The 19,989-nt window shown below is 37.5% G+C and carries 16 protein-coding genes and 2 pseudogenes; 7 read left to right on the forward strand and 11 right to left on the reverse strand.

Translation table 11 applies throughout. The features are described from left to right. A partial coding sequence (locus ADM90_RS13965) for a transposase domain-containing protein (RefSeq protein WP_161804078.1) occupies positions 1 to 235 on the forward strand: 235 nt, incomplete at its 5' end. Between the two features lie 68 nt (positions 236 to 303). Here the strand turns inward: ADM90_RS13965 and ADM90_RS13970 are convergent. Beyond that, entirely contained in the window at positions 304 to 567 is a 264-nt protein-coding gene (locus ADM90_RS13970) for a hypothetical protein (RefSeq protein ID WP_235473552.1), read from the reverse strand. An 84-nt stretch (positions 568 to 651) separates the two neighbouring features. Between ADM90_RS13970 and ADM90_RS13975 the strand changes: the two genes are divergently transcribed. The 3 genes from ADM90_RS13975 (at position 652) to ADM90_RS13985 (ending at position 4,756) form a co-directional block, all read left to right on the forward strand. Further along, positions 652 to 2,340, forward strand: coding sequence for an AAA family ATPase (locus tag ADM90_RS13975; RefSeq protein ID WP_053995579.1), 1,689 nt, complete (start codon positions 652 to 654; stop codon positions 2,338 to 2,340). Between the two features lie 153 nt (positions 2,341 to 2,493). After that, complete coding sequence (locus ADM90_RS13980; RefSeq protein WP_235473587.1) at positions 2,494 to 3,282, forward strand: D-alanyl-D-alanine carboxypeptidase family protein; 789 nt, start codon at positions 2,494 to 2,496, stop codon at positions 3,280 to 3,282. 217 nt (positions 3,283 to 3,499) lie between these two features. Then, positions 3,500 to 4,756 carry a polysaccharide deacetylase family protein gene (locus ADM90_RS13985; protein WP_053995581.1) on the forward strand — a complete coding sequence of 419 codons (1,257 nt, stop codon included), beginning with the start codon at positions 3,500 to 3,502 and terminating at the stop codon, positions 4,754 to 4,756. 51 nt (positions 4,757 to 4,807) lie between these two features. On the opposite strand, the gene hutG is transcribed toward ADM90_RS13985, so the two are convergent. Further along, the gene (hutG, locus tag ADM90_RS13990; protein WP_053995582.1) at positions 4,808 to 5,761 is read right to left on the reverse strand and encodes a formimidoylglutamase; all 954 of its coding nucleotides are present in this window, start codon (positions 5,759 to 5,761) and stop codon (positions 4,808 to 4,810) included. Positions 5,762 to 5,939: 178 nt separating this feature from the next. On the opposite strand from hutG, the gene ADM90_RS13995 reads away from it, so the two are divergent. Further along, a complete protein-coding gene (locus tag ADM90_RS13995) occupies positions 5,940 to 6,971 on the forward strand; it encodes a phosphotransferase family protein (protein ID WP_053995583.1) in 1,032 nt (343 codons plus the stop codon). A gap of 347 nt (positions 6,972 to 7,318) precedes the next feature. Here ADM90_RS13995 and ADM90_RS14000 read toward each other — a convergent pair. The 9 genes and pseudogenes from ADM90_RS14000 to ADM90_RS14035 all read right to left on the reverse strand — a co-directional run. Further along, positions 7,319 to 7,627: pseudogene (locus ADM90_RS14000) on the reverse strand (SMI1/KNR4 family protein); the annotation flags it as partial. Between the two features lie 12 nt (positions 7,628 to 7,639). Then, positions 7,640 to 7,762 carry a hypothetical protein gene (locus ADM90_RS25370; RefSeq protein ID WP_268766635.1) on the reverse strand — a complete coding sequence of 41 codons (123 nt, stop codon included), beginning with the start codon at positions 7,760 to 7,762 and terminating at the stop codon, positions 7,640 to 7,642. Positions 7,763 to 7,998: 236 nt separating this feature from the next. Further along, positions 7,999 to 8,391 carry a hypothetical protein gene (locus ADM90_RS14005; RefSeq protein WP_053995584.1) on the reverse strand — a complete coding sequence of 131 codons (393 nt, stop codon included), beginning with the start codon at positions 8,389 to 8,391 and terminating at the stop codon, positions 7,999 to 8,001. Between the two features lie 162 nt (positions 8,392 to 8,553). After that, a complete protein-coding gene (locus ADM90_RS14010; RefSeq protein WP_053995585.1) occupies positions 8,554 to 9,489 on the reverse strand; it encodes a bile acid:sodium symporter family protein in 936 nt (311 codons plus the stop codon). A 140-nt stretch (positions 9,490 to 9,629) separates the two neighbouring features. Beyond that, positions 9,630 to 10,196, reverse strand: coding sequence for a GNAT family N-acetyltransferase (locus tag ADM90_RS14015; protein WP_053995586.1), 567 nt, complete (start codon positions 10,194 to 10,196; stop codon positions 9,630 to 9,632). A 13-nt stretch (positions 10,197 to 10,209) separates the two neighbouring features. Next, positions 10,210 to 11,079 (reverse strand): effector binding domain-containing protein, encoded by an 870-nt coding sequence (locus ADM90_RS14020; protein ID WP_053995587.1) that lies wholly within the window; start codon positions 11,077 to 11,079, stop codon positions 10,210 to 10,212. Positions 11,080 to 11,239: 160 nt separating this feature from the next. Then, a pseudogene (locus ADM90_RS14025) lies at positions 11,240 to 12,508 on the reverse strand (Ger(x)C family spore germination protein). 199 nt (positions 12,509 to 12,707) lie between these two features. After that, a complete protein-coding gene (locus ADM90_RS14030) occupies positions 12,708 to 17,579 on the reverse strand; it encodes a DUF4132 domain-containing protein (RefSeq protein WP_053995588.1) in 4,872 nt (1,623 codons plus the stop codon). A gap of 102 nt (positions 17,580 to 17,681) precedes the next feature. Next, positions 17,682 to 18,089, reverse strand: a complete 408-nt coding sequence (locus ADM90_RS14035; RefSeq protein ID WP_053995589.1) for a hypothetical protein — start codon at positions 18,087 to 18,089, stop codon at positions 17,682 to 17,684. Positions 18,090 to 19,038: 949 nt separating this feature from the next. Between ADM90_RS14035 and ADM90_RS14040 the strand changes: the two genes are divergently transcribed. Beyond that, entirely contained in the window at positions 19,039 to 19,464 is a 426-nt protein-coding gene (locus ADM90_RS14040) for an acyl-CoA thioesterase (protein ID WP_053995590.1), read from the forward strand. A gap of 11 nt (positions 19,465 to 19,475) precedes the next feature. Next, positions 19,476 to 19,850 (forward strand): DUF423 domain-containing protein, encoded by a 375-nt coding sequence (locus ADM90_RS14045; RefSeq protein WP_053995591.1) that lies wholly within the window; start codon positions 19,476 to 19,478, stop codon positions 19,848 to 19,850. The last annotated feature ends 139 nt before the right edge of the window (positions 19,851 to 19,989 follow it).

Here is a 19,989-nt window from a genome sequence, read left to right on the forward strand (position 1 = left end):
TCCAAATGTCATGGGTCGAAAAAACTGGCTTTTCTCTGTTAGTGAAGCAGGTGCGAAAGCAAATGCCATTTGTTTAAGTTTAGCTGAAACAGCTAAGGCAAACGGAATTGATTTTTATCAGTACTTGGTAAAGTTGATGACAGAGTTACCCAATGTACTGTTTCACCAGCAACCTGAAATTTTACATAACTATCTACCATGGTCAGAAAATATTCAAGCCACATGTGCAAAATAGCCAGCCAGCTGAAAAAAATTCAGCTAGCTGGCCATTCGTCATGCGTACCATTAAGGTGCGCTATTTTTTTATATTTCGGGCTTACAATACACCTTTTTAAGCGGCTGCCCTTTTAATGATTCCATTATTTGATTGATTTTCTTCGCTTCTGTCACCATCATTGTTTTTTCATCAGAGGCACGGATTATTTCTATTGCCTGTATGCCCTCTATTTCGAGACGCTCTGTTACTTCCTTTGTAAAATCGGTATCACGTGTTAACAAGATAGTTGAGATATAGAGAATAAACAGGGGGAGTAAAATGCCTAGAAGTAGTTTATATCTTTTTTTCATACCGATCTCCTTATATTCTTACATATGTCTTCTGTTCCGCGCTATAATTGAGCATATACTGAAATGATAAAGGAAGGCAATCAAATGACACATAATCATGAAGAAAAAGAACTATTTTATCCAGATGGCAAAGTGATGTACCGAGGTGGCGTCAAGAAAAATGATTTTGGCCATGATATTTATGATGGAAAGGGTATGCTGTTTGACCAAGAAGGTGAGGTGCTATTCGAGGGTGAATTTGTTAACCATATGAAGCAGGGGAATGGCCTTATGTATTTAAAGGGACAAATGATTTATCAAGGTGAATTTATTCAAAATAAAAAACAAGGCAACGGTATTTTATATAAGGATGGCATGATTCATTATGAAGGTCATTTTCGCAATGATTTAATGGATGGCTATGGGATTTTATATTATGAAAAGGATATGATTGCGCCCTATCAGGAGTTGCGCGCACAGCATCCTCATCTCGATCAACCACAATATGAGGGCGATTTTGTACATGGCATGAAAAAGGGCAAGGGGAAGCAGTATTATCCAAATGGTTTTTTACAATATGAAGGTGATTTTATTTGGCATCATATGCAGGGAGCAGGGAAGCTGTACTATCCGGCAGAATCGCCAACTACTGAGGAGCTAGTACATGGTGTGACAACCTTACACTATGAAGGTCATTTCTTTGAGGATATGAAGCATGGCAAGGGGAAAGTTTACTCGAAACAGGGCATTCTCGAAGCAGAAGGTCAGTTTAAAGAGGATGCGATGACAGGTCAGGGAACGCTTTATTATGCAAATGGACAGGCCTCTTATATCGGTGAGCTTGTCAATGGCAAAAAGCATGGTCGAGGCGATTATTTCAATGAGGAAGGAAAAATTATTTACAGCGGTGAGTTTATTCATGATGAACGCTTACGTATTACCCCTGAAATTGAACGAGAAATTGAGAAGCTTCAACAGCAGCTTGATCGTCTTGTAGGGCTGCCAAATGCAAAGAAGGAATTACATAATTTAATTAATTTCATAAAAATTCAAAGCTTGCGTGTCGACCATGGCTTAACAAGCTTTCCCATTACGTATCATCTTGTGTTCTCAGGTAATCCAGGAACAGGTAAAACAACGGTGGCACGTATTATTGGGCAAATTTATAAGCATCTGGGTGTACTATCCAGTGGGCATTTTGTGGAAACCGATCGCGCAGGGCTAGTCGCAGGATATGTTGGACAAACAGCGTTAAAGGTTCAGGAAGTAGTAAATAAAGCCAAGGGGGGCGTGCTGTTTATTGATGAGGCCTACTCATTAGTGAATGATAAACAGGATGCATTTGGCAAGGAGGCGATTGATAGTCTATTAAAGGCAATGGAGGATTTACGAGATGATTTAGTGATTATTGTGGCGGGCTATACAGAGCTGATGGAGGAATTTCTACAATCCAATCCTGGTTTTAAATCACGCTTTAATCATTTTGTGCAGTTCGATAATTTTAGTACAGATGAGCTTTATGATATTTTTGCGATGCTTTGTCAGACGAATGATTACCAATTTGGAGAGGCGTTTGCACAACATATGAGAACACAGCTCCACCAAATACCTGTTGAGGATATCCCTAATTTCTCCAATGGGCGCTATATTCGTAACCTGTTTGAAAAGCTAGTGACGATTCAATCCAATAGACTAATTAAGCAGGTAGCGATTACAAAAGATGAATTAATGACATTTGAAGAGCAGGATCTTCTACAGGGCATTACAGAAAATTTATTTGATAATACTTTTTAATTTATTTATGCTAAAAACAAAAAATTTGCTGAGAAATAAACATGGACTAGCTTAGCTACAGGAATATTCAAAATTGCCTCCTATTATAATATGTAGGAGGCGTTTGTTATAAGAAAATTTATGTTATTTAGTTGTATCTGTATAGTGGCGTTAATGCTTTATAATGCCAATAAAACGCAGCAAGTTGCGCACTTAGAAATCCCATCATTACATAGTAAAAATGTTTTATTACTGAATGCACAAGGTGATGTGTTGTATGAAAAAAATGCGGATATGATTATTTATCCGGCTTCTTTAACAAAGATTATGACAGCAATTGTTGCGATTGAAATGACGGAAGATTTACAAGTACAGACCATTGTGGAGCCACAAACGATTACCAAATTTACTGCACAAAATGCTTCAATGGCAGGCTTTCGTGCAGGTGATTTTGTGACGGTGGAGGATTTATTATATGGTACATTGCTTGCCTCAGGTGCAGATGCAACAGCAACACTTGCTGAAGCCATTGTTGGAGGTGAGGATGCATTTGTCACATTTATGAACAACAAGGCTCATGAACTGGGGATGAAGGATACGCATTTTGTAAATGCCAGTGGACTCCATCACGAAGCACATCAATCAAGTGTACGAGATATTAGTAAACTTTTACGTTATGCCATGGAGAATCCGACCTTCTATGAAATATTTACCTCCAAAAGCTATACAACCTATGTGCCAACTAAGCTGACAATAGCGAACTCATTGTATACCAAAATAGCTGGTGTGGAAGGGACAATAGTAGGAGGCAAAGCAGGCTACACACCTGAGGCAGGATTATGTTTAGCGTCACTGATTGAAAAAGAGGGGCAGCAATTTTTATTGATTACCGCAAATGCAAAAGGGCATACATGGATACCTATGCATATCGAGGATGCCCTGACAGTTTCGAATATTCTATAGAGAGGAAAAATAATGCAATAACGTAAACTTTGTTATCTTCTCAAACGTCTTAGGATAAAAGAGTATGTCTGTACAATAAATAAAATATTTTCAGAGGAAGTGTTAGCATCAGCTATGTGTAGCTTTTGAGAAAGGGGGTAAAGAAAACGATATCTTACTAGTATGTACTAATTCTCAAACTTACTTATGGAAAGACATCTAAGGGCGGTGTGGAACAATGAACAAACTTTTACCTTCTACTCTATTTTTATTATGTATGATAGCTTTATTTACAGGACAGCTAACAGCAAATGCTGAAGGGTCAATTGTAATTCAACAAGTTAAACAAGATACCATTCTATTTGAAGAACCATCAATAGACAGTGTGGAAATCGCTGAACTTACGAAGGGAAGCTTTGTGACAGTGATGAAAGTAAATAAAGGATGGACATATATTCAAACTTCCGAGCAGGAGGGCTATGTTAAATCCGAGGCATTAGCTAAGGTGAAGTCTGAGGGATACTTGGTTATAGCAAAAGGTGGCACAACCTTATTTACAGCACCAAGCAGACATGCGCAAATAGCAGGACAGCTTTATGAAGGACGTATGATTTTTGTTTATGGTACAGCACCTGGTGGCTGGTCTTTTGTGCAATATGGTCATGATATCGGCTATATTGCGACAAATACGCTAAAAAAGCCTACAGCTATAAAAAAACAGATAAATGCTAAAGACGGTGCTGCTCTCCGTTTGACAGCTAGCCCAAGTGGAGAGATACTTGGCACACTTGCCAACAAAACAATTGTTCAAACGTACACAACACTTGCAGGCTGGACTTATGTCGAAGCCGGTGAACAAAAGGGTTATATAAAAGCGGCTGAGTTAACAAATATACTTAATCGCCAAGTTTATAATAAAGGAAATCCTGCAGCAAAAGGTACACAAAAGCGTGTTGCATTAACATTTGATGATGGGCCAAATGCAAAGGTAACACCGCAGATTTTAGCCACGTTAGCGAAATATAATGCGAAGGCAACATTTTTTATGGTAGGTCAAAATGTTGCTAGCAATAAAGCCATTGTGCAACAAATAAATGAGGCTGGTCATGAGATTGGTAATCATACATGGAATCATAAGAATCTAACAATCTTATCAATGGCAGATGTTCAACAACAGGTGGAGGGAACAAATAATGCTGTTTATGCGGCGATTGGGCAATATCCAACGGTTTTCCGTCCACCATATGGTGCTACAAATGAGCAAGTTCGTTCAATCATGACCATCCCTTCGATTTTATGGTCGATTGATACATTGGATTGGAAACACCATAATCCAGAAAAAATTTTAGCGTATGTGAAAGCCACTGTACAAGATGGCAGTATTATTTTAATGCATGATATCCATCAAACAACCGCCAATGGTCTTGAAAATGTTATTCTTTATTTACAAAAGCAAGGCTATGAATTGGTGACGGTAAGTGAGATATTACAATAAATAGAACGAGCCATGCAATCGTCTGTAAAGGAGAGTTGCATGGCTTCTTTTTTATTCTTTCAATAAATTATTTAATGCTTCATAAACAAAATAAGCTCCTAATTTAACCGTTCGCCCATTTTCATCTAATAATGGATTGACCTCACTAATATCAAAAGAATGTGTATGTGGATGTGATGTTACTTTTTGGATAATAGCCCGTACAGTTGCTGGCTCAAGTCCAAATGGTGAAGGGGCACTAACACCTGGCGCAAATGCTGCATTAAGTACATCCATGCACAATGTTAACAGTACGTAATCGTGCTCATCCATATAGTGCTGTAGATCATCCATTAATTGCTGTTGATTCATGATTATGTGATCCTCTAAAACGTATTCTACCTGTAAGTCCCTCGCTTTTTCGAATAGCTCTCTTGTATTACCATAGCGCTGAATACCCACAACAAAATAATTGACAGAGGGGTCCTGCTCTAAAATTTGACGGAACATTGTACCAGACGAAGGTTGTTCATGATAGGAGCGTAAGTCAAAATGGGCATCGATATTAATAATGCCGATTTTAGCATCCTTTGGTAACGCTGCACGAACGCCTAAATAATGGCCGTAGACGGTTTCATGACCGCCACCTAGCACCACACACTGTAAATTTTTTTGCAGTGCTGCTCCAATAACTTCACCGAGTTCGCGCTGTGCTTCCTCAAGTGCATGATTCAGACAAAGAATATTGCCAATATCAATGATTTGCTGCTGATCATCAAATAACCATGGCAAGCTAGATAATGCTTCACGCAATGCATTTGGTCCATTTGCTGCCCCTACACGCCCCTGATTACGACGAACTCCCTCATCGCAAATAAAACCAATCAGGGCAGCATTTTTAGTAGCGAAATTACGAACATCGTTAATGGCCATTCTCGTTACTTTTTGATGGAAGCGAAAACTACTTTTATTGGTTGTTGAATCAACACGACCTTTCCAATGTTTTTGCTCTGTCATTATGTACATAAACTTCTTCACTCCATTGTTGTTATCCTGACCACTATTATAGCTTGCTATATGAATAAAAGGCTACCTCTTTTTATTAGAAAATTCGCGAAATTGAACATTGCCTTATGAGAAAGGGCACGGTAATATTGAATATAATAAAGAATGAGTATTCATTCATGGAAAAAGGGACGAGACAATGGATACAATGGAGGTAAGGACAGGAGATCGCTTAGATACTGGAAATTTACAATTATTTTTACAAAGTCAATTCTCTGAGCTTCCGCAGGAGAAACTTGAGCTTTCACAATTTAGTGGTGGGCATTCGCATTTAACCTATTGTTTAAAAAAAGGAGATGTTGAAGTTGTGCTTCGTAGACCTTTAGCAAAGGAAGCTCATACTATAAAACGGGAGTTTGCAATATTATCAGCCTTACAACCATTCTTTAAAGCAGTTCCAAAAGCTTATGTGTATGTAGAAGATCCAGCTATAATTGGCAGTGAATTCTTTTTAATGGAGCGCAAAAAAGGCATTGTTCTCGATACTCACTTTCCAAACGATACAAAACAGACAGAGAAGCTTGCACATCAGCTATCAGAAATAATGGTCGATTCCTTAGTAGAGCTTCACGCGATTCCCTATAAGGATACTCCATTAAAGAAGAAGGGAAAGCCAGATGGTTTTATGGAGCGCCAGGTATATGGTTGGCTAATGCGCTATGAACAAGTGAAAACAACAGAGCATGCGGAGGCAGTAGTTTTAATAGATTGGCTGAAAAAACAGTTACCCTCTAATAAGGAGGCAACGATTATTCATTATGACTACCAAATAAATAATGTGATGTTCTCCAACGACTATACCGAAATGAAGGGTCTTTTGGATTGGGAAAGGGCAACAGTGGGGGATCCATTAGCAGATGTTGGGGTAGCGATGAGTTACTGGATGCAAGCGGATGATCCAGAAATGCTAGTGTATGCACTTGGACAACCATCAATCACGACCCAACCAGGTTTTTATACAAGACAGCAATTTATTCAGCGCTATGCAGAGAAAAGCGGGCGAGATATTTCAACAATTCACTATTATTGTGCATTTGCTTATTTTAAATTGGCCGTGATTTGTCAACAAATGTATGACGGCTATATAAAAGGACAAATACGAGATGATCGCTTTGCCCAAATGGATAAAATGGCTGCTGTTCTTATCCAACAAGCTTTAACAACACGATAAAGATTGCCAAAAAACGGTTACTTTTTGTAAAGTTGCTGTTTTTTATTAAGATATAAACAGATTATCCGACATTATTATTTGTAATTTTAAATAATTCACTCGCCTCACTACAATAAAAAAACAAAATAAATCACGTAAAAGAAATAAAAAAGGGCGGGAATGTATGTTCCCTTTTTGTTTATGGATTTGAAAAGGAACTATTGTAGAAATTTAGTTATTTTAGGAGATATAAAGCCGAAGTTTAAACCTCAATGAATGGTTTTTTATGACGAGCCTTACCATTCATTGAGGTGCTTCTTCCAGTTTATTATTTCTTTTTGTTGATTTAGTAGATACGTAGTGTATGGTTACCATTCGTAGAAATTATCTTCAATCAATGCCTCAAATGAATCCGCTAGTAACTTGATGTCTCCTGAATCATGATAACAAATAAAAACCTTACCAGATGCGTCAATAAAAATGGGGTTGCCTTCCCCATCCATTGAAATGACATAGCTGGTATCTAAAATATTTGGGCATATATAATCTGTAAATTGTTGACGGAATGCCAGTGTTAAATCGATAACAGTTTCATTCCCAATACTGGAACCATTCGAAAAAGCATGGATCGCTAGTCCTGTATATGCTCCGCCAAACATTTTAATAAACTGGACATAATCCTGATGGAATTAGATATGAAGCTGTTGTTGTGCATTGTTAATTTCTTCTTGGCTTGTTGGTTGACCTACTAATGTTTGATGTTCCTCCTTGAATAAAAAGGCTGTCAGTCGTTTTAATAACTCTTCCTTCATATAAATCCTTCCTTTATAAAACGACAATTGGTATGTTTTATTAATTATACACGTCATTAATAATGCCTATATATAGGGAGTTATCTATACGAATATTAGGCCATGAAATATCTATGAAAAAGTAGAATTTGCGGAACAAAATCTTCGTTCAATTAGCGTTGTAGGGCTTGGTAGATATGGTTATATGCTTGATATTAAAAAATTCATTTTTGAAGCACCTAGTCCTTATTGATAAGTTAGATGGTTGGATTCGTTTTACGTACAGCATCAATCCTAGAGCAAGCAATCATGATAGGTACAGTTCTGCCTCTATTGACTTGAAGAAAGTGTACACAGTAATTTTGCAAATCAAGGTGGGCAAAATAAACATTTGAAAAGTTATGACCATTGGAGAGGTAGACATCCACTAAAGTTCCTGGTTTCAAATCCTTTAAGTGCAGACAAACACAGCTATTACAATGTGTTCCTCCTTCTTTGCCAGGGCTGTTATAATATTTGAGGTTAGCTAAATCTTCTTCGAGCATATCGTGACTTAAGCAATAACTTTTAGATACACAAGGGCATTTCGCAAATTTATGATAGTTATTAAACTCCCAATTTAGGCGTGTCAAAGACCGATTTTCATTCATTCTTTCTGCGCTCCTTTACCTAGTTACTCGTCATCACTTCTAATCTATGTAAAAGTGCAGGCTAGAGCTAGTAATATGTCCATTCGTCTGTAGCATAAAAAAAACTAGACTCATCAAAGTAGAGTCTAGTCTGATCACTTATGAAAAGTGTTTTTATCGTTGTTATTTCATACGCTCCGCTTTGCGTGCCCAATATGTAGCCAGTAATGCGCCTGAAATATTGTGCCAGAAACTGAAAATCGCACTTGGCACAGCTGCTAATGGGCTGAAATGTGCCGTAGCCAGAGCAGCACCAAGTCCTGAATTTTGCATACCCACTTCGATGGCCATTGCTTTTTGATCCTGATAGGTTAGCTTAAACATTTTGCCAATTAAAAAGCCTAGTAAATAACCAAGACTATTATGTAAAATAACAACACCGAAAATTAATAATCCAGATTCCATAATTCGATCTTTACTTGTTGAAACAACTGCTGCAACAATTAGTACAATTGCAAAAACAGAAACAAGTGGCATTAAATCGGCACTTTTCTTTACCTGTTCTTTTAAGAATAGTTGAACAATAAACCCTAAAATAATGGGAATAAGGACAATTTGAATAACGGATATAAACATATCTTTCGCAGACACTTCCATCCACTCACTTGCAAGCAAATAAATAAGGGCTGGTGTTACAATAGGTGCAAGTAGGGTAGATACAGATGTAATGGCTACCGACAGTGCAATATTTCCTTTTGCCAAAAATGTCATAACATTTGATGCAGTGCCACCCGGACAGCAGCCAACTAAAATAACACCAATTGCAATTTCTGGTTCTAGTCGCAAGCCTTTTGCTAAAGCAAAGGCAAGAAGCGGCATGACCATAAACTGAGATAATACACCAACTAAGACTTTTAACGGATGTTTTCCAACCTCTTTAAAATCCTTCGCTGAAATTGTCATCCCCATCCCAAACATAATGATGCCCAGTAAAATTGAAATATACGGTGCAATCCATGTAAATTGTTCGGGAAAGAAAAATGCAAATGCTGCAAATACCAATACCCATACAGCAAAGGTTTTGCTAGCAAACTGACTAATTTTAATTAATAAATTCAAGTCATTTCCACCTCCATTCAAGAATAATACCATAAAATCCAGCGAATGTTCAGATTTTTTTGAACATGTCTATTAAAAAATTGAGAGATAGACCACTAATAAAGAAAAATATATCAGTTATCTATCTCTTATAGGCTTATCTATTGGTAATCCTCTATTAATAAAGCATATATTTCTAAGTCAACAACACCTTTACCTGACCAAATAGCTGCTTGACGCAACAGTCCTTCTTTTGAAAATCCATTTTTTACAAGAACCTTTTTAGATGCCTCATTTAATGGCATCACCTCCGCCTGAATGCGATTAATGTGGACTTCCTCTAATAAAAACTTTACAACGGCTGCTACTGCCTCTGTCGCAATGCCTTTTCCCCAAGAATCCTCCGCTAAATAGTAACCAATTGTCACCATATTGATTTTTTGCTGAAAGTCCATTGCTTCAATAATGCCCACCAATTTTTCATGCTGAGATTTTTCAAAAATACCCCATTTTATTCTACTTTTTTTATGATAATCTCTGTCAAAGTGGCCAATCATTTTTTGTACAGTTTGGCGATTGTGCTTTGGGATAATTCCACAAAATTCAAAGACTTTATCGTTATCATAAATAGCAAATAGCTCTTGTACATGACATTCTTCAATTTTTTTAAGCTCTAAATGTGCTGAGCTTAAAGTAGGGAATTGGTGAAATACTTTTTCAATATTCATTGTTATTGCTCCTTTAGTATTCTTTAATAGGGATATAAATTTTCATTTTCATATCGTGCGGGTAGATAGAATGCATAACATCTGTTATCTCAAAATCAGGGCCTGTATCGCGCTCATAATTCGAATTGGGTAGCCACACGCCATAAATATAACGTCTTGTATTTTGAATACCTTTTGCTGTGCTATTTACTGTAAATTCTGCATATTTACCAGCAGGAATTTCAAGGTTGAAAAAGCCTGCTGCTAAATTTTCCTCAAAGGTATGAACCTCCTCGCCTACAATAAAGGAGAATTCACCATTTTCCTGAAAGTTCGTTGAAATACCATAGGCCATGTTAGGCGCAGCTTTATGTGAGAGTTGTTCATAATATTGATTTTGTCCAAAGTCCAAATAAAAGCCTAAGATATCATTGTAATACTGCTCGTCCTGCAAGAATGTTTCGTAGATATAGCCTGTAATTTTCTTGCTTGGCAAGTGAATAATTGCAGGTTTTTGCATTGGGAGTGCTCCTTCCATTTTATAGTCCAAAAAGTTTATTTTGGCTTGCAGTAGGGTGAAGTTAGCTCTTTTACGGTATTTCGCTGGCGTGATCCCCATATATTGCACAAATGCCCGTGTAAATGCCTCTTGAGAACCATATTGAAAGCGAATGGCAATTTCTAATATATTGTGAGCTGTTGTCGCTAATAGGACTGCTGCTTCTGACAGCCTTCGCTTGCGAATATATTGTTGCACAGAAAAGCCTGTAATTGCTTGAAAAAGTCGTTGAAAATGAAAAGCGGAAAAATAAGACTGCGCAGCAATATGTGTAATCGTTAATTTATCCTCGAGGTGCTCCTCGATATAGTCGATTGCATGTTGAATTCGCTCAAAATAATCCATACCCTCATCCTTTCTACATTCAATGGTAATGATAAAATGAAAATGTTTTTTGATAATCTATGCTAATTTATATGTACAAATATTAAATCAATAAAAATGGTACTAAACAATGATATCGAAAATTAATAAATAATGACCAGTACTCCTGCAAAGAGTCTGGTCATTTTATGTCTTCCGATAATTTTGAGCTTGTCGCTGTACCAAAGCCTTTTGTTTTTACAGATACTTCGAGATCAACAGCTATTTCAGGAAAAATGGTTGCCCAATCCTTTTTAATTTGATTCCATGCTTTGTAATTCTGTCGATAAAGCACTTTATCAAATTTTAAAAGATCAGCTCAGTACGTTTTTTGAATGGTGTGAAGTGTTCGCACTAATCTTTCTCGAATAACTTTGCTCGTTTCTTGATTTAAAGCATCAATTGTTTCAGATTTTGTTACGTCCAGATGACAGCTTATTTCAGCTATATTTTGCTCAATATCAAGCTCTATACGGATGGATGGACGATTATTTTGTATATGACCAGTAATTTTTGTTGAGGCATGCAAAATTTTAGTGGCTATTTTGCCTTGTCCAGGACAGGAAATGGTTTCAAATGTACTGTTAATATTATTATTTAACAAATTATAATCTCTGCTTTCTTCTTCTGATAAAAAGCCAATAAGCCGATAGTTTTTTAAAATAGCCAGCCCGTTATACTGTAATTGTGCAGGGCTCTCAGTTTGTTCTACATTTGAGCTATACCTTCCTTTATCAGCATTCCCATAGATTTTAATGGAGGGTAAGATGGCGCTATGATCGGTACTAGTTAAATCATTCACTAAATGATCTAATGTCACAGATTCAGTAGCACCCCACATATCCTCAGAATCCTTTAAGGATTTGATAATTTTACTGGCAGGTATATCTTCTAATGGTGTTAAAATACTCAAAACCTCTTGGGCAGTAGCTTGATGGGCAATTATAATATGAATATCATTTCTACCCTCAGCATCTCTTTGGAATAAGTCAAAAACGCTGTTCATCCCTTCTTCAGCCAGCTTTTCACCAATAATTATCACTTGAGCATGAGCATAGTAGGGCTTCCTTGGTGTCAATGTTGTTAACTTACGGATAGCTTCAAGTAACGTTTTTCCTTTTGCGTGATAGGTAAACACAGGCGCTTGATTACTTATAGCTTTATTCGATGCTACTTGGCTAGGGTTCACAATTTGAACGGACACTTCTAGTAGCTCGTCCGTTTTATCTATTCCAACAGCAGTAACAATGGCTAACTCATTTAGCTCTCGTTTATTCCAACAACCGCTTAATAAAAAAATAATGCATATGAATAAGATAAAAGGCAATGTATGCCGGATAGTAAGCACCTCCTCTATGAAGGATAAGCAAATAATAAGTAAAATAATCAGCAGGAAATATGGAGGAAACATAATAAAGGGGCTACTGTTTTAAACAGCAGCCCTAGTAACAAATCTAGGAGGTGTAAGGCTAATTAGCTTTACACTATTATTGTATACAATATTGATATTTTGAAATAGTTAATTGCCTGGGTAATAGAAAGAAAATTAAAACTATTTCTGTTTTCAGATGTAAGCTCAGCAGTGAATGGAGAAGGGGAGTGTACCTTATTTACTGCACAATCCACTGCAAAATAGAAGGATCTTTGATTTTATTATCCTCGCTAAGCATCACAATTTTTGACATAATTTCTGCTGTGCGTGGATCTTCATCGGCAAATGGTAAGAAAATGCGTCCACGATGCTGCGATTGGACAGCTAAAATTGGAATCATTGTGCCACCTACTTTATGGACAGTACCGCTTCCTAAATGGACATTGTAGCGTGCAAGTGATCCTTCAATCAACACATATTGCTTTTCAACCGAAACCTGTGTTAGCTTTAACATTTGTGTTAATTCTCTTACAATAGCTGCACGTGTTTCAATTGTTGAGAAGCTTGCCTCAGGATCCACGCCACCAATATGTGCAACACTCACCACTAAATCAACATCGCGCATTGCCTCAGAGAAAATAAGTGGTGGTACATCTTGTAACGGGATTGGTTGGCCTGTACGGCGATTATAGAATGCCACATATTCAATGGTTGGTGCTTCAATATCTGCTGGTGAGAACCAATCGGCCATCGCATACATTGTAACAACAATATCTTGATCATAATAAATTTTACGTAGCCCTTCATCATAGCTCGCTAACCAGCCACGTGTTTTTAAGAGGGCAATCGTTTTTTGTGGTTGAATTTGATGTCCTGCATAACGTGATGAAATATTTTTGTCGTTTTCATCCGCATTCACAACATATAATTCACGGAATACTTGCTTAAAGGGCTGCACGATTTTTTCTATAAATACCTCGTGCTGAATTTCCGCCCATCTTTTTGCTGCATATAAATCGTATGGATGTGCAATACGAACCTCTGCATCATCGTCAATTTTTATATTTTTAATTAGACCAATTGTTGTACCACTGACAATATAAAGTTTCTCAAGCATGGGCGCTAAAACAGGGTGGGCGAGTAGATTTTTCATTTCGCCAAAGGTAAAGATAGTCCCTTTTTCCATGGCCTCCTCAAAGGCTTTGCGTGATCTGCTTTGTTGGTCACGTAATTGCTTGCGTACAGCTGTTATTTCCTGAACAATGGCATTCTTTTTTAAGCGTGCTGGAATTGATTTCAATGGCTTATCGCCTTTATAAATAACAAAATCTACGATGCCTTTATCATTGGCCTGTAAATGTAATGTAATATCATCCACTTCGACGGGCTCAAAATAGTGTTGAATTGCCTCTAATTCAAAGATTTCCATACGCCATACGAAGCGCGTAACATCATCACCTAGATTGCGTGCTAAATTTTCAATAGCAATGCGACAGGCTAAGCCTTCACTTTCTCGCCGTTGCGCGCCAAATTGCTTGCTTTCCTGTAAAAACCCCTGAATAAACTGGTAACGTTGATAGGCATCCTTTAATGGGCTACGTTTGCTAAGTGGTATAAGACCAATACAGCGTAGCTTATCTTTATTACGCTTATCAGCAACTTCCTCCATTAATGGTTTAAGCTTTAAATAACCGAGTGCAGCATCTGCAAACATTTGGGCACGGCGATGTGTGGCACCCTCAGAAGCATATTTCGCACTATGATAGAGTTTATCAAAACGCTTTTTGCCAAGTGTATGATAGCATTCTAGTAGCCACTCCTTAGCAAAAGCACCATCGCGGAATTCATTTGCTGTAATATTGGTATAAAGCTGAATACGGCTCATGCTCTTATCACTTAAAGTATTTGTTGTATGTGCACGGAAATACCATGCCGCACTTTCAAGCCCTTGCCAGCCTAAATATTCACTGACAAGCGGAATATAAGCAGGCGTATACATCATGGCATTTAATAGCTCTTCCTCTGTTAGTTCATACGGCTTTAAAGCTGCTGTTAAATCATCCACTGTATCCTCAGGCGCAGGTTGACAATGCTCTAGCATACTTGAAAATACCTCACGCTTTGTATAATCACCAGCCCATGAATAGCCACGTACTAATGTTAAGCCCTTTAATGCATGCAAAATACGGGCGAAATAGTTAACACCGACAATTGGATTTACAGCGTGATTCGCAAAATGGCTTACTTCAGTTCGCATATCACCACGGCTTAATTCGATATCGATAATGCGCTCCACTGATTTTTCATATACCTCAGCTAAAAATGGATAACTAGTGATCAGCTGGTCGCGTTGTTTTGAATGAAACAAATCTGCTACACGATAACGATCGGCTTGTGGATTAAACATTTTTAAATAACAAGCATCAACCGGTACAAGCTTCAGGCTATGTGCTTGTGCAATCATATCATCATTTGCATATAAAATGGGTAAATAAGCAGGACCTTTCTCAGTCTCTCGATTGTACTGCTCATGTAATGTAGTAATCGCCGCATAAAGCGAGAATAGTTGCGTAAATTGCTCGTCTGTATCTAGGTGGCGCTCGCAAATTCTCATTAATTTTTGATACAGTGGGTATGTCTCATAATTATAAGCTGACCACTCTGTCCCTATATTAATCCGCTCAAACCATTTTGCGGTGTTTGATAGCTCTTGGAAGATCTCAACAAGCGCACTATAGACATAGTTGAACGACGCCGCATGATCGTATTCGGTATTGTAGAGTAAATCAATTATATCGCACACCTTACCGCCATGTGCCAATGTATTTATCCAATAATTGAAATCATTCATATTATCGAAATTTATCCATTTTGCAAGTATTTCTTTTGCTTCGTCTATTAATTCTTTATCCCAAGGTTCCTTGCCAGAATAACCTTGCTTTGTAAAAAGTATGACTGTTAAACAATCAAGCTCAGTAAATTGCACATCTTCCTTCCACTGTAGCCAAACATCTGCTAAAGGATAGTTTTGAATATGTTCACCTTCTGTCCCGTATAGCGGGCTTAAATGGCTACCAAGAATGGCGTCGTAAGAACGATTATCCCATGTACGAGCCTGATATTCGTAGGCTGTATGTTCCTCAAATAGGTCTGCTAAACGCTGTAATTTTGCCTTAAGCTCTTCGCTATCAAATGATGTCAGGGTTTGTGCCGAATTTTTAATCACCACCTTGAGTGAGGGAATCGCATCCTTTGCGTAATTTGGCTGAAAAATATCGTAGCCACCCGCCAGCGTTTTTTTGCTTGTATCTTCTACTAAAACATTCATCAATTCCCGTTCCCTGCTAGTAGGTTTGGCAATGCCACCCGCAATTGTGGTAATTTCCTGAATGCTTATATGATTTGCTTTTTTAAGCTCCACTAATAGCTCTAATCCGCCTAGGCGTAAATCTTGCTTTGAGTTTTTTACTAAACGTTGGGTGCTTTCGACTATTTTTGCTGTTGGCTGTGTTACAAGCACTTTGACAAGCGCCTGCTTCGTGGCTCCAGATTTTAAATAAAAAAGCTGCTCGACAGCCTCAATTTGCGCATCGTCTAAGGGCTCCTTTTTCTTTTTAATAAGCTCTAACGCTAAGTCACGAGTGCCACGCTCCTGCAAGCATTCTATTAAAAATGTATCGGCAACAGACATTTTTAATTGTTCTACCATAAAGCCCAGTAGGTTTTCACGCTGATTTGGTGTTAAAGCTTGACGATTATTATAAATTTTCATAATGTAATCATGGTCATTCCAAGCAACAGCTAACAGCATTGTACCGTTGATAATATATTCTTTCGTTAGCGTGTAATGTATCCATGAAAACGGCTTACCTTGCAGGGTATATTCTTGCTTTTTCATCAGCTCCACAATCTGTTCGAGACGTGGTATCAAAGCTTTTGGGTAATGTTTAAAATAATCAGGATGGATGGATCTATCATAAAAATGATATTTTGAATGCATATAAATAGGAAAAACATCTTGCATGGCCATTGTTAAGATATCTAAATCATCATGCGCCATAATAACATCTAAAATCTGAAAGCGTAAATAGGGCTCCAGATTTGTGGCATGAGCAAAGTATAAGGCTGATAATATTTGATGCTTTTTCCCTTGTAATAACTGTTGTAATGCAGGTTCAATATTTTGTACATGGAGCGTAGCAATTGCCCAAAGTGCTGCATAGTTTTTAATGGCATCCTCTGATTGTACGAGCGGCTCAATATCAGCACCGTTAGCGAGTACATCATAGGCAATATCTAGTAGTTTTTGGACGGTTTTTTTATCATCTACCACATATTGCAGCCCTATCCATGTTTCCACTGCACGTTGTACAGCAGAAAAACGTAATAAATCATGCTCCTTTATCAGCTTTATAAAATAAATCAGCACGTGAGGCGTACCTCGATCAGCATTTTCTAAAATAGCTTGGCGTGTGCCTTCCTGGCGCTGTGCGGCGATTAGTAGCTGTCCAAGCCATTCAACAGCCTTCATATTATTACTGTGAACAATGCTTTGAATTAAGGAATGTGTTAATAGGGCAACATTATTCTCACCAAAAATGGCCTCCTGCACATATTGCATTGCTTCTGCATCATCTTCCTCCAATAAATGGGCAAACTTTGCATGGACAAACTCTTGAGAGGCGATAGCATATTCTTTTTGATCACTGTAAAAATTAACAAACCCTTGATAATAACGTGCTTGATGATAACGTACAACATCGATAACATTCGCTTCTTTATTTAATGAACCACCGGCAAGAATGGAAAGCACATTCGTAGCCTGCTCCTCTAAAGAATGGCTATGCATGGAACGGCGATACAGACCATTTTGAAAGGCATATGTTGTTTGCTTTAAGCAATAAATTTTAAGCTCCTCAGCAAACGCTTGATCGTAAAGCTCCATCAATGCATCCAAAAGACCATTATCAAATAATTCCTCGACTGTCTTTAGCTGATGCTCCTTTATAATAGCTTTAAATTGATCTAAATCCTCATATTGGTAAGCATAGCCTTCCTTTTTAGCTTTGTGCTCCATTGACTGTAAAAATTGCACTAATTGTTTTTTCATAGGATGCTCCTCCTTTGCTATAAATGTTTTGATAGTATTGTTAATTTTTCGCTCTATTAACTGGAAAAGTAGCAATAGACGTTCTTTCATGGATGCTTCTTTTTACCATAAACGCCCTGACAGCATGGTTAATTTAATAAATGTAAAGATATCCTCTTCATTTATAGTGAGGGGCTCATCTAATGTTGTGAGTTCGAGATCATCATGTAACACTTTATAAATACCATCCTTAAAGGCTAATAGAGCTTCATCAATCGCTGCTGACTCGGATTGTTTAGCATCATTATAGCGATGATGAAAGCCCACTTTTCCTTGCTTGTGTGCAACTTCAATATCTTCCTCTAATAAATAGCGTGTAAATGGTTTTTCTTCGTTAAACGATTTAACATTTTGTTTGACAATTTGCGTAATCAGTTCTCGCAATGTTTCAACAGCCTCTATATCAAAAGGCTGTAGTGCTAGTACAGGCTTCCTTTTACCAATCGACTTGACGTTTGCATATATTCGCAATATTCCCACTCCTTTTTTGATTACTAAATCGTTTATGTAAAAACAGTGATACAAAACTATTCCCATAAGTTAAAAATTTTACGCTATACATTAACTATTGTTCTATTATCTATTTTAAGGAAAAGAACATTAGTTCGCAATCGTACATTGCTACTATTGAAAAACTATAGCTATTTAACTATTAAATGGACATTTATCCTATTAATAGACGGTATAAAAATGGAGGAGGGGAGGAATAAAAATTTAAAAAAATATATGTAACTTATCGAAATGTTAGCCGTCTAACTCAGTAGTAGAATACAAAAGCTAAAGCAAAGCTTAGTTAGATTCACTTTTCGCAAAAAGACCAGCGCTCGTTCTTGGAGCTTCTGGTCTTTTTGTGATGCCTAGTGGGAATGTACAACTATTATCTTTACATGATGAAATTGTATCATTCACAAGGCTTGAAATGACTTAGATTTTTAGGATTCTTTCAGTTGTTTCACCCTGTAATTTACCAATTTAAACAAAACGCCCCTGATCCCGCAATCATACGTTTTCACTCAACTATAGCCACAACTTTTTTCTGGATACTATGTTGTAAGACGACATCATTATGTCTCCATCCATTAAACAGTTCCGTGATTCTATTATGTTCTATTTGATAAAGAAGAAAAATCAATTTAACATATAAAAACATGGTTTGGAAAATATTTTAACTTGTTAAGCCTCTCAACTTATCGTAGTATTAAAACGAATCAAAACTAAGTAAGTTAGTAAGATTCACTTTCACAATAAAGCCAGATACTCGTCAAGGAGGAGTATCTGGTTTTTTGTAGTGGTAAAAACTATTTTTATTCTCCAAGAGTTTCTTTATATGTGAAAGGAATTTTTCCGCTTACTTTACCACTAAGCAAAAACCCTACCAAGTCAATTGTTTTGCGCTATAATGTAGGACGAGGTGAAGAAAATGTTTGTAAGTGAGAAACAGATTGAAGTGCGTTATGCAGAAACAGACCAGATGGGCGTGGTCTACCATGCAAATTACATTATCTGGATGGAAATTGGGCGTACACAGCTTGTCAGTGATGCGGGCTTTGAGTATGCAGCCTTGGAAAAGGATGGCTATGTATCGCCAGTAATGGATTTATCGATTTCTTATAAGGCAGCGATGCACTATGGACAGGTGGCAACAGTACGTACATGGGTTCTAAAGCATGATCGTTTACGAACTACGTATGGCTATGAAATTTTACATGAAGACGGCACGGTAGCAGCCACAGCTCAATCCGTACATATTCTTGCGCATAAGGATACATTGCGACCGGTATCTTTAAGTAAGATTGACCCTGCTTGGGATGCCAAATATAAAGAAATTGCCGTTGAGGCAAAATAGGAGAACAATAGATGGAAATGTTTTTAGCTTTAGGCGCTATTTTGGCGGGTCTTGGTGTTATTTTAGGTGCTTTTGGGGCACATGCATTGAAGGATAAGTTTGCCTCCCCGCATTATGCAGCCATTTGGGAAACGGCTGTGCAATATCAGATGTATCATGCTTTGGGGATTCTTGCGCTTGGCATTCTATCCAATGATGCATTTTTAGGAAGCTCTAGTCTACTTTCTTGGGCAGTCTACTTGATGTTTACAGGGATTGTATTCTTCTCTGGTAGCTTATATGTGCTGGCCCTGACAGGTGTGAAAAAGCTAGGTGCGATTACCCCAATCGGTGGAATGTTATTTATTATTGCGTGGGTGCTTGTTATAATAGCCGCCTTCTCATAAGAAAGAGAATGTAACGAGACAGTTCTGAGGATCGATATCATTGGAGCTTCTCGTTTTTTAGTTTAGATAAAGAATAATGAAACAATTTGTCTGATTTTGCGTATTACATAGTATTGATAGATGATAAAATATGCTAAAC

This window comes from Lysinibacillus macroides (assembly GCF_001281525.1).
GTDB lineage: Bacteria > Bacillota > Bacilli > Bacillales_A > Planococcaceae > Lysinibacillus > Lysinibacillus macroides.

Coding starts and splice junctions, on each gene's coding strand:
- ADM90_RS14030 (WP_053995588.1), bottom strand. CDS start 17,579: ATGAAAAAACAATTAGTGCAATTTTTACAGTCAATGGAGCACAAAGCT.
- ADM90_RS14015 (WP_053995586.1), bottom strand. CDS start 10,196: ATGAATATTGAAAAAGTATTTCACCAATTCCCTACTTTAAGCTCAGCA.
- ADM90_RS14020 (WP_053995587.1), bottom strand. CDS start 11,079: ATGGATTATTTTGAGCGAATTCAACATGCAATCGACTATATCGAGGAG.
- ADM90_RS13980 (WP_235473587.1), top strand. CDS start 2,494: ATGCTTTATAATGCCAATAAAACGCAGCAAGTTGCGCACTTAGAAATC.
- ADM90_RS14045 (WP_053995591.1), top strand. CDS start 19,476: ATGGAAATGTTTTTAGCTTTAGGCGCTATTTTGGCGGGTCTTGGTGTT.
- ADM90_RS13970 (WP_235473552.1), bottom strand. CDS start 567: ATGAAAAAAAGATATAAACTACTTCTAGGCATTTTACTCCCCCTGTTT.
- ADM90_RS13975 (WP_053995579.1), top strand. CDS start 652: ATGACACATAATCATGAAGAAAAAGAACTATTTTATCCAGATGGCAAA.
- ADM90_RS25370 (WP_268766635.1), bottom strand. CDS start 7,762: ATGAAGGAAGAGTTATTAAAACGACTGACAGCCTTTTTATTCAAGGAG.
- ADM90_RS14040 (WP_053995590.1), top strand. CDS start 19,039: ATGTTTGTAAGTGAGAAACAGATTGAAGTGCGTTATGCAGAAACAGAC.
- hutG (WP_053995582.1), bottom strand. CDS start 5,761: ATGTACATAATGACAGAGCAAAAACATTGGAAAGGTCGTGTTGATTCA.
- ADM90_RS13995 (WP_053995583.1), top strand. CDS start 5,940: ATGGATACAATGGAGGTAAGGACAGGAGATCGCTTAGATACTGGAAAT.
- ADM90_RS13985 (WP_053995581.1), top strand. CDS start 3,500: ATGAACAAACTTTTACCTTCTACTCTATTTTTATTATGTATGATAGCT.
- ADM90_RS14005 (WP_053995584.1), bottom strand. CDS start 8,391: ATGAATGAAAATCGGTCTTTGACACGCCTAAATTGGGAGTTTAATAAC.